Annotated in this window: 8 protein-coding genes; 5 read left to right on the plus strand and 3 right to left on the minus strand. The window is 71.6% G+C overall.

The features are described from left to right. On the plus strand, positions 1–2234 hold a 2234-nt coding region (locus G3I40_RS21370; protein ID WP_164303746.1), incomplete at its 5' end, for a tetratricopeptide repeat protein. A 22-nt stretch (positions 2235–2256) separates the two neighbouring features. Here the strand turns inward: G3I40_RS21370 and G3I40_RS21375 are convergent. From G3I40_RS21375 to panB, 3 genes are all read right to left on the minus strand, one after another. Then, positions 2257–3144 carry an ABC transporter permease gene (locus G3I40_RS21375; protein ID WP_164303747.1) on the minus strand — a complete coding sequence of 296 codons (888 nt, stop codon included), beginning with the start codon at positions 3142–3144 and terminating at the stop codon, positions 2257–2259. Next, positions 3141–4172, minus strand: coding sequence for an ATP-binding cassette domain-containing protein (locus tag G3I40_RS21380; protein ID WP_164303748.1), 1032 nt, complete (start codon positions 4170–4172; stop codon positions 3141–3143). The genes G3I40_RS21375 and G3I40_RS21380 overlap by 4 nt, the downstream gene beginning before the upstream one ends. Before the next feature lie 175 nt (positions 4173–4347). Next, the gene (panB, locus tag G3I40_RS21385) at positions 4348–5232 is read right to left on the minus strand and encodes a 3-methyl-2-oxobutanoate hydroxymethyltransferase (RefSeq protein WP_164303749.1); all 885 of its coding nucleotides are present in this window, start codon (positions 5230–5232) and stop codon (positions 4348–4350) included. Between the two features lie 178 nt (positions 5233–5410). Between panB and G3I40_RS21390 the strand changes: the two genes are divergently transcribed. The 4 genes from G3I40_RS21390 to G3I40_RS21405 form a co-directional block, all read left to right on the plus strand. Further along, positions 5411–7009 (plus strand): MFS transporter, encoded by a 1599-nt coding sequence (locus tag G3I40_RS21390; protein ID WP_164303750.1) that lies wholly within the window; start codon positions 5411–5413, stop codon positions 7007–7009. A gap of 142 nt (positions 7010–7151) precedes the next feature. Continuing rightward, positions 7152–7778, plus strand: coding sequence for a TetR/AcrR family transcriptional regulator (locus tag G3I40_RS21395; RefSeq protein WP_164303753.1), 627 nt, complete (start codon positions 7152–7154; stop codon positions 7776–7778). 196 nt (positions 7779–7974) lie between these two features. Next, a complete protein-coding gene (locus G3I40_RS21400; RefSeq protein ID WP_164303751.1) occupies positions 7975–8994 on the plus strand; it encodes an endonuclease/exonuclease/phosphatase family protein in 1020 nt (339 codons plus the stop codon). 121 nt (positions 8995–9115) lie between these two features. After that, positions 9116–10259 (plus strand): MFS transporter (locus G3I40_RS21405; protein WP_164303752.1); only part of this gene is annotated, 1144 nt, incomplete at its 3' end.

Below are 10259 nucleotides of genomic sequence, written 5' to 3' on the forward strand. Positions count from 1 at the left end.
AGGAGCTGCGCGCCGCGAGCGAGCGGCAGGGCGACGACCCGATGGTCCGGCTCGTGGAGCACTGCGCGGACCGCCGGATGCTCCTCGTCCTCGACAACTGCGAGCACGTCGTGGATGCCGCGGCCGCCCTGGCCGAGCACCTGCTGGCGCGCTGTCCCGGCGTCACCGTGCTCGCCACCAGCCGCGAACCCCTCGGCGTGCCGGGGGAGTTGCTCTACCCGGTGGAGCCCCTGCCGCAGCCGTACGCGCTGCGCCTGTTCGGCGAGCGGGGCGCCGCGGTGCGGCCCGGGTTCACCGTCGACCAGGACCCGGACGCCGTCGCCGAGATCTGCCGCCGCCTCGACGGGCTGCCGCTCGCCATCGAGCTGGCCGCCGCCCGGCTGCGGATGCTCACGCCCCGGCAGATCGCCGACCGGCTCGACGACCGGTTCCGGCTGCTGACCTCCGGCGCCCGCACCGCGCTGCCGCGCCAGCAGACGCTGCGCGCCGTCGTCGACTGGTCGTGGGACCTGCTGGACGCCACCGAGCGTGCCGTCCTCGCCCGCCTGTCCGTGTTCAGCGGCGGCTGCGACCTGGCCGCCGCCGAGGCCGTGTGCGGGTCCGACGGCCCCGACGGCGGCTACGTCCTGCAGACGCTGGCCTCCCTCGTCGACAAGTCGCTCGCCGTCGCCGAGCCGGATGACGGCGGCATGCGCTACCGGCTCCTGGAGACCGTCTCCGAATACGGCGGTGAACGCCTCGACGAGTCCGGGGAGCGGGCCGCCGCCGAGCGCGCCCACCTCACGTACTTCCGTGAACTCGCCCGCACCACCGACCCGTTGCTGCGCGGGCAGGGGCAGCGCGCGGCCATCGCCCGGATCGAGCGCGACTACGAGAACCTGCGCACCGCATTGCGGCACGCGATCGCCGCCCGCGACGAGCAGGAGGCCCTCAGTCTCGTCCTGTCGCTCTCCTGGTTCTGGCAGATGCGGGACCTGCGCCTGGACGCCCGCGGCTGGGCCCGGGAGGCGGCCGCGCTCGGCCCCGACCCGTTCGCCGGGCCGGTGCGCCCGGCCCCGCCGCTGCTCCAGCGCTGCACCGACGTGCCGCCGCCGCTCGCCGGCGAACTCCTGGACGAGGCCCGCCGCCAGGTCCATCTCACCCAGCTCGGCTACATGGACATGGAGATGGGCAGGTGGCAGAGCGAGTGGGGACAGGAGCGGCTGCGCGTCATCCGGGGCACCTACCGCGCCGACCTGCCGCAGGCCTGCCGCCCGCCCGGCAACATCTGGTACTTCGCGGTCCTCATGTCCGGCGACCTCGCCACGATGCGCGAACTCATCGACGCGACCGTGCGCACCTGCCGTGAGCTGGGCTCCGAGTGGGAGCTCGCGCTCGTCCTCCAGATGCGCGCCAACGTCCTTGCCAACCGCGGCGATTCGCCCGTCGACGGGGTCGCGGACGCCGACGAGTCGCTGGCCCTGTTCACCCGGCTCGGCGACGAGTGGGGCATGGCCGAGGCGCTGTCCGCACGCGGCGAGACGCACGAGCAGCTCGGGCGCTACGCGGAGGCGGCCGAGGACTACCGCTGCGCCATGGAGGTCGCCGAGAGCCTCGGCTCCCACGCCCAGGCCGCGATCCTCCAGGTCCGGCACGGCAACGTGCTCGTCGAGCAGGGCGAGGGCGAGCGCGGTGAGGCGCTGCTGCGCGAGGCGCTCGACGTGGCCCGCCGCCACCACAACGAGGCCCGCCCCGCCGCCCGGATGTTCCTCATCAGCCGCCTCGCCGCCACCGGCCGCACCGCCGAGGCGCGCGAGCAACTGGCCGCTCTGCGCGAGGAGTTCGGGGTCTCGGAGATGATGTTCTTCCGCGGCATGACCGTGGGCATCGAGGCCATGCTCGACGTCCTCGACGGACACGGCGGCCCGGCCCTGTCCGGGGCGATACGTGCCGTGGAACTCTCCGGCGACCCGCTGGCCATGGTCGTCATGCCGGAGATGCGCGCCCTGCACCTGCTCACGGTGGCCCGCGCCCTCGCGCTGCGCGCCGCCCCCGGTGACGGGGCGCTGGCCGCCCGGCTGATCGGCGTGTCCGACGCCTCGCTGCCCACCCCGCACGTGAGGTCCGGCCTGGAGCGCAGGTGGCGGACGGACACGGAGACGGAGGTGCGGGCGCTGGTCGACGACGCGGCGTACGCGCGGGCACACGCCGAGGGCGGCGGCCTCTCCATCGAGGAGGCCACCGCCCTGCTGTGACGCGAACCGGCTCGGGTGCGCCTCAGCTCTTCTTCGTGTATTTGCGGATCGCGACCGGCGCCATGACCACGGTCAGCGCGGCCGTCCAGCCGAGCGTCATCCACACGTCGTGGGCGGCCGGGCCGCCGACCATCAGGCCGCGGGCGGCGTCCGCGAGGTTCGACATCGGGTTGTAGTCGGTGAAGGCCTGCAGCCAGCCGGGCATCGACTGCGGCGGCGCGTAGATCGACGAGCCGAACTGCAGCGGCATCATCACCAGGAAGCCCATCGCCTGCACGGACTGGGCGTTCTTCATGGTCACACCGAGGACCAGGAAGATCCACATGATGGCGGAGGCGAACAGCGTGGACAGGCCGACCGTCGCGAACAGACCGGCCCAGTTGGTGATGTCGAAGCCGACGAGCACGCCGACGATCATCAGGACGGTGGTGGCGACGAGCATGCGCAGCAGCTCCACCGACACCTTGGCGATCAGGACCGAGGCCCGCCCGATGGGCAGCGACCGGAAGCGGTCCATGATGCCCTTCTGGAAGTCCTCGTTGAAGCCGGTGCCGACTCCCTGCGCGATGTTCATGCTCATCATCGCGATCATGCCGGGGATCACGTACTGCACGTAGCGGTCCTGGCCGCCGCCGAGTGCCTGGCCGATCGAGCCGCCGAAGACGTACACGAACAGCAGCGTGAAGATGATCGGCATCAGGATGGCGTCGAACATCGACTCCGGGTCCTGCTTGATCCACAGCAGATTGCGGCGGACGAGCGCGCCGGTGTGGCGCAGGTGGCCGCGCAGGCCGATGCGCGGGTCGGCCTCGACGTGGATGGTGGGGACCGTCGAGGGGCCGAGCGATGGGGAAGGGGTGGCGCGGGGCGCCTCGTTCAGGGTGGCGGTGGACGACGGGTGGGAACTCATACGGCGGCCTCCTCGAGTGCGGGGCGGGCGTCCTGCGGGGCGGACGGCTTCTCGCCGGTGATGGACAGGAACACCTCGTCCAGGCTGGGCAGTTCGGTGGCGATCGAGCCGATCGTGATGCCGCGCGCGGTGACCGCGCCGACGACGGCGGTCAGCTGCTCGTCGCTGAGGATCGGTACGAGGACCGTGCCGGACTCGGTGTCGACGAGGGACGTGGCGAGGCCGGTGATGCCCAGGTCGTCGAGGGCGTGCGCCAGCGGGCGCAGCTCCAGCGGGTCGGCCGGGCGGATCCGCAGGGTGCGGCCGCCGACCTTCGCCTTCAGCTCCTCGATGCCGCCGCGCGCGATGACCTTGCCGTGGTCGACGACGGTCAGCTCGGAGGCCAGTTGCTCGGCCTCCTCCATGTACTGGGTGGTGAGCAGCACGGTCACGCCGTCCCGCACCATGCGCTTGACCTCGTCCCACACCTCGTTGCGGGTACGGGGGTCGAGGCCGGTCGTCGGCTCGTCCAGGTACAGGACGTGCGGCTGGCCGATCATCGACGCGGCGAGGTCGAGGCGGCGGCGCATGCCGCCGGAGTACGTCTTCGCGGGCCGGCTCGCGGCGTCGGTGAGGGAGAAGCGCTCCAGGAGCGTGTCGGCGCGGGCCTTCGCGTCCTTGCGGGACAGGTCGAGCAGCCGCCCGATCATGTAGAGGTTCTCGCGTCCCGAGATCTTCTCGTCGACCGAGGCGTACTGGCCGGTGAGGCCGATCACGCGGCGCAGCTGGCGCGGCTGCTTCACCGCGTCGTAGCCGGCCACGATCGCCGAGCCGGAGTCGGGCGTGATGAGGGTGGACAGGCAGCGCACGAGGGTGGTCTTGCCGGCGCCGTTCGGCCCGAGGACACCCATCACGGTGCCCTCGTGCACGTCCAGGTCCACGCCGTCCAGGGCCTTGGTCTCGCCGTAGTGCTTGACCAGTCCCCGCACCGACACGGCCACGGGGCGGCCGCCTGTGCTGTTGTCGGGGTTCTTGTCGCTTCGCGTCATGGCACTCAAGGTGCCAGGCCCCACCGACAAGTCGCCGACAGACCACCGACAGGGCGACTGTCGGCGACCTATCGCTGACACTCGTTCTGTCGGCGAACGCGACGCAGCCCGTCGACGGGGGAAGATCGACGGGCTGCGGTGGTGCCGCGATGGCTCAAGGGAGGCGCGGTTCGGCTCAGTGGACGGAGTGCTCCTCCAGAGGGAACGTTCCGCCGATCACGTCCTCCGCAAACGCCTTCGCCGCATCGGACATGACAGAACGCAGATTCGCGTACTGCTTGACGAAGCGCGGCATCCTGCCGCCGGTGAGGCCGAGCGCGTCCGTCCAGACCAGGACCTGCGCGTCCGTGTCCGGGCCCGCGCCGATGCCGACCGTCGGAATGTGCAGGACGCGGGTGACCTCGGCGGCGAGCTCCGCGGGGACGAGTTCGAGGACGACGGCGAACGCGCCCGCGTCCTGGACCGCCTTCGCGTCGCGCAGCAGCTGCTGCGCGGCCTCCTCGCCGCGCCCCTGGACCCGGTAGCCCTGCGTGTTGACGGACTGCGGGGTCAGGCCGATGTGGGCCATGACCGGGATGCCCGCCTCCACCAGGAGCTTGATCTGCTCGTGGGAGCGCTCGCCGCCCTCCAGCTTGACCGCGCCGACGCCCGCCTCCTTCACCAGTTGCATGGCCGAGCGCAGCGCCTGCACGGGGCCTTCCTGGTACGAGCCGAAGGGCAGGTCGCCGACGATCAGCGCGCGGCTGGTGCCGCGGACGACCGCCGCCGAGAGCATGGTCAGCTGGTCGAGGGTGACCGGGACGGTGGTCTCGTAACCGAGGTGGCAGTTGCCCGCCGAGTCTCCGACCAGCATCACGGGGATGCCGGCCTCGTCGAAGACCGATGCCGTCATCGCGTCGTACGCGGTCAGCATCGGCCACTTCTCGCCCCGCTCCTTGGCGAGCGAGATGTCGCGCACGGTGATGCGGCGGGTGCCCTTTCCTCCGTACAGCGCCTTGGGATTGCTGCTGTCGGTGGCCGCGGCCGCGGCCGGCTCATGGGCAGCCTGAAGTTGCGTCATCGCAACGGCTCCTTCATTCGTCTCGAGGCGCCCTGACGGCGTCCCCGGATCGTCTCCATGGTGGCACCGCGTGCCGCTTGTGCGCCAGGCCCCCTCCCGCGTAAAGGCTCGGTAAGAATTTCCCCCCGGCCATCAATACGAGACGGAGCCGTATCGAAATGAGGCTAGGGTCGTACACATGACCACTCCTGCCGTTCCCGTGGCCCCCCGAATACCGGAGGCCGTGCATCGCCGTCGTTGGGCGATCCTCGCGGTGCTCATGCTGAGCCTGCTGATCGTCGTCCTCGACAACTCCATCCTGAACGTCGCGATCAAGACGATCTCGACGCCCGCACCCACCGGCCTCGGCGCCACGCAGAGCGAGCTCGAGTGGGCCATCAACTCCTACACGCTCGTCTTCGCCGGCCTGCTGTTCACCGCCGGTCTGCTCGGCGACCGCATCGGTCGCAAGAAGGTCCTGATCGGCGGACTCCTCGTCTTCGGCATCGGGTCCGCGCTCGCCGCCGAGTCCGGCTCGCCGGTCCAGCTCATCGCGTTCCGCGCGGTGATGGGCCTCGGCGCCGCCTTCGTCATGCCGGCCACGCTCGCCGTGCTCATGAACGTCTTCGAGCGCGAGGAGCAGCCCAAGGCCATCGGCATCTGGGCGGGCGGCGTCGGCCTCGCCATCGCGATCGGGCCCATCACGGGCGGCCTGCTGCTCGACCACTTCTGGTGGGGCTCGGTCTTCCTGGTCAACGTGCCGATCGTGATCCTGGCCGTCGTCCTCATGCTGGCGCTCGTGCCGGACTCCAGGGACCCGAAGCCAGGACGGATCGACCTCGTCGGCGTCGTGCTGTCCATCGTGGGTCTCGTGCTGCTCGTCTACGGGATCATCAAGGGCGGCGACGAGGGCGACTTCACCAGCCCCCAGGTCCTCGCCACCATCGTCGCGGGACTCGTCGTCCTCGTCGGGTTCGTCGTGTACGAGAAGCGCAGCGACCACCCGTCCATCGACATCGACTACTTCAAGAACAAGGTGTTCTCGGCCGCGATCGCCGCCATCGCCCTGGTCTTCTTCGCCCTGATGGGCGTCACGTTCTTCTCGGTCTTCTACACGCAGAGCGTGCGCGGGTACACGCCGCTGCAGACCGGCGCCCTGATGCTGCCGCTCGCCGTGGCCCAGCTGATCTTCGCGCCGCGCGCCCGGATCGTCGTCGACAAGCTCGGCGTGCGCGCCACCACGACCGGCGGTCTGGTGCTGCTCGCGGGCATGCTCGCCGCCTTCACCGCGCTCGACGCCGACACCCCGATCTGGATCATGGAGGTCATCTTCTTCCTGATGGGTACGGGCATGGCGCACGTCATGACGCCGACCAGCGTCGTGATCATGCAGGCGTTGCCGCGCGAGAAGGCCGGTTCGGCGTCCGCGCTCAGCAACACCTTCCGCCAGGTCGGCGGCGCGCTCGGCATCGCCGTCCTCGGCTCCGTGCTCTCGACGGCGTACCGCAGCGGCATCGAGGACAAGCTCGGGCTGCTCCCGCCGAACCTGCGCGACACCGCGGGCGGCTCGATCGAGGCCACGCTCGGGATCGCCGAGAAGATCGGGCCGCGGGCCCAGGGCCTGGTCGGCGCGGCCAACGACTCGTTCCTGCACGCCATGCACGTCACTGCGCTGTGGGGCGCGGCCGTGGCCCTGATCAGCGCCGTCGTCACGGGCCTGTTCCTGCCGGGCAAGGCGCCGGCGACACCCGCCGGCCAGCAGCCGGACGCGCAGGAAAAGGTGGGCGCGGACCACTGACCCGCGTACGGCGGGTACGTCCCCACGGGGAGCGCTGGGACAATCGCCCCGGGGTCCGGCGGAAGGCCGGATTCCGGGGCAGTGGCGGAAGGCGGAGGACGTGGACACGGAACGGGCCGGGCGGCGGGCAGGGCGGCACGGGATCCCGGGTGCACCCACGCCACCGCCCGGCTGCTCGGCGCCCGTGCGGGGCCGCCCGCGCAGCGAGGCCGTCGAACAGGCCATCGTCGAGGGCGTCATCCGGCTCCTGGAGGAGGGCGTGCCGCTCGCCGAGCTGTCCATCGAGCGGATCGCCCGCACCGCCGGCGTCGGCAAGGCCACCATCTACCGGCGCTGGAGCGGCAAGGAGGAGCTCTTCGTGGACGTGCTGCGCTCCATGGAGGGGCCGGACGCGGCGCTGCCGGGCACGTCCATGCGGGACGACCTGGTCTGTCTCCTCGACCATCTGCGCCGGCACGGCCTCGACCTGCGCAGGTCGACGCTGCTGCACAACGTCTTCGCGCAGATGAAGACGCTGCCCAAGCTCTGGGACGCGTACCACGAGGTCGTCATCGACCCGCGCCGCCGCGTCATGCACGACGTGCTGCGTCGCGGCGTCGCGGACGGCGAACTGCCCGCCGACACCGACATCGAGTTCGCGAGCGACCTGATCGCCGGGCCCATGCTGCTGCGCAGTGTCCTGCGGTCGGACGCCCCGCTCGTCGAGGACCTGCCCGAGCAGATCGTGGACACCGTGCTCGCGGGGCTGCGGCCCGCGGGCCGTGGGTGATTGTGCGTGTTTGGTCACAGCGGGTCCCCGGAACGCCTCGCCCGGAACCCTGGACACCGCCCCGCTCGTCCTCGTGGCCGTACGGACGTCACAGACCCGCCCGGTGGCGGGCGTGACGGAACAGCAAGCGGCTGATCATCGCCTAGTGTTTTCGGGCGGGGACGGCGGGCACGGCAGGCAGTGAGGCGACGACGGTATGGCGCAGGCGTACGGCAGTGAAGAGCGCGACGGAACCGGACACTCCGGATCGGCCGCGCGGCTCCGGCGCCTGAGGAACCGGCTGCGCAGCGACCGGGGTCTTTGGCGCCGCGGCATCGTCCTCGCCGTCCTCGCGGTGCTGCTCGCGCTGGTCATGCTGCTGCACGCGCAGATCCCCAACACCATCGGCAACCTCGGCTCGCTGACCGAGACGTTCCTGCCGTGGCTGGGCGTGTTCATCCCGGTGCTGCTGGTCCTCGGCCTCGTACGGAAGTCGGCGACCGCCGTGATCGCCGTGCTGCTTCCGGCGATCGTCTGGCTGAACGTCTTCGGCGGGCTGCTCACCGACAAGCAGCACGGCGGGGGCGGCCTGACCGTCGCCACCCACAACGTGAACGCCGAGAACCCCGATCCGTCCGGCACCGCGAAGGACGTCGCCGCGTCCGGCGCCCAGGTCGTCGCCCTGGAGGAGCTGACGACGCAGGCGCTGCCGACGTACGAGAAGGCGCTCGCGGCGGCCTACCCGTACCACTCCGTCCAGGGCACCGTCGGCCTGTGGAGCAAGTACCCGCTGACCGGCACCCGGCCCGTCGACATCAAGCTGGGCTGGACCCGGGCCATGCGCTCGACGGTCGCGACGCCCGAGGGCCGGGTCGCGGTGTACGTGGCGCACATGCCGTCGGTGCGGGTGAAGCTCGACTCCGGGTTCACCGCGAGCCAGCGCGACAAGAGCGCGAACGCACTGGGCGAGGCCATCGCCGACGAGCCGCTGGACAAGGTCATCCTGCTCGGCGACCTGAACGGCACGATGAACGACCGCGCGCTGAACGCCGTCACCTCCCAGATGCGCTCCACGCAGGGCGCCGCGGGCAGCGGCTTCGGGTTCAGCTGGCCGGCCGCGTTCCCGATGGCGCGCATCGACCAGATCATGGTGCGGGGCGTGGAGCCGGTGTCGTCGTGGACGCTGCCCGAGACCGGCAGCGACCATCTGCCGATCGCGGCCCGCGTCGAGGTGTGAGCCGGGGCCCCGGACGTAGGCGGGGCTTCATCGCGCCTTAACCTCGCGGAATACTCGGTGCGGGAGGCTTTGTTCCGTACGTAAACTTACGGAACCGTCCCCGTTCTTTGGAAGATCCTTCATGCCCCTCGCCCTGCTCGCTCTCGCCGTGGGCGCCTTCGGCATCGGCACGACCGAGTTCGTGATGATGGGCCTGCTGCCCAACGTCGCGAGCGACCTGCACATCTCCCTGCCCGCCGCCGGTCATCTCGTCTCCGCCTACGCGCTCGGCGTCGTCATCGGCGCCCCGCTGCTCGCCGCCGTCACCGCCCGGATGCCGCGCCGCCGCGTGCTGATCGGCCTGATGGTGCTCTTCGTCGTCGGCAACGCCGTCTCCGCCGTGGCGCCCGACTACCACTGGCTGATGGTCGCCCGCTTCGTCAGCGGCCTGCCGCACGGCGCCTTCTTCGGCGTCGGCGCCGTCGTCGCCACGTCCCTGGTCGCCCCCGAACGCAAGGCCCGCTCGGTCTCGCTGATGTTCCTCGGCCTGACCGTCGCGAACATCGTCGGCGTGCCGGTGGCCACCGCCATGGGGCAGCAACTGGGCTGGCGCGCCACGTTCCTCGCGGTCAGCGCCATCGGCCTCGCCGCGATCGCGTCGCTGCTGGCCCTGGTCCCCGCCGACCACGGGCACGGCACGGCGGTCGGCGTCCGCAGCGAACTGAAGGCACTCGGCTCGCTGCCGGTGTGGCTCGCGCTCGGCACGACGGTCGCCGGGTTCGGCGCCCTCTTCGCGGCCTACAGCTACATCACGCCGATGCTCACGGACGCCGCCGGGTTCGCCGAGGGCAGCGTCACGCTGCTGCTCGCCCTGTTCGGCGTGGGTGCCACCATCGGCAACCTGATGGGCGGCCGCCTGGCCGACCACTCGCTGCGCGGGACCCTGTTCGGCGGGCTCGCCTCGCTCGGCGTCGTCCTGGTGCTCTTCCCGGTGCTGATGCGGGCGGAGTGGAGCGCGGCGCTCGCCGTGCTGCTGCTCGGCATGGCCGCGTTCACGACCGGCTCGCCGCTGCAGCTGATGGTGATGGAGAAGGCGTCCGCCGCCCCGTCCCTGGCGTCCTCCGCGAACCAGGCCGCGTTCAACCTGGCCAACGCCGGCGGCGCCTGGATCGGTGGCCTCGCCCTGGCGGCGGGCTTCGCCGTCACGTCCCCGGCGCTGACGGGCGCGGCCCTCGCCGTGCTCGGCCTGGGCGTCGCCGGCGTCGCCTACGGCGTGGACCGCAGGC

This window comes from Streptomyces sp. SID14478 (genome assembly GCF_010548525.1).
Lineage (GTDB): Bacteria > Actinomycetota > Actinomycetes > Streptomycetales > Streptomycetaceae > Streptomyces.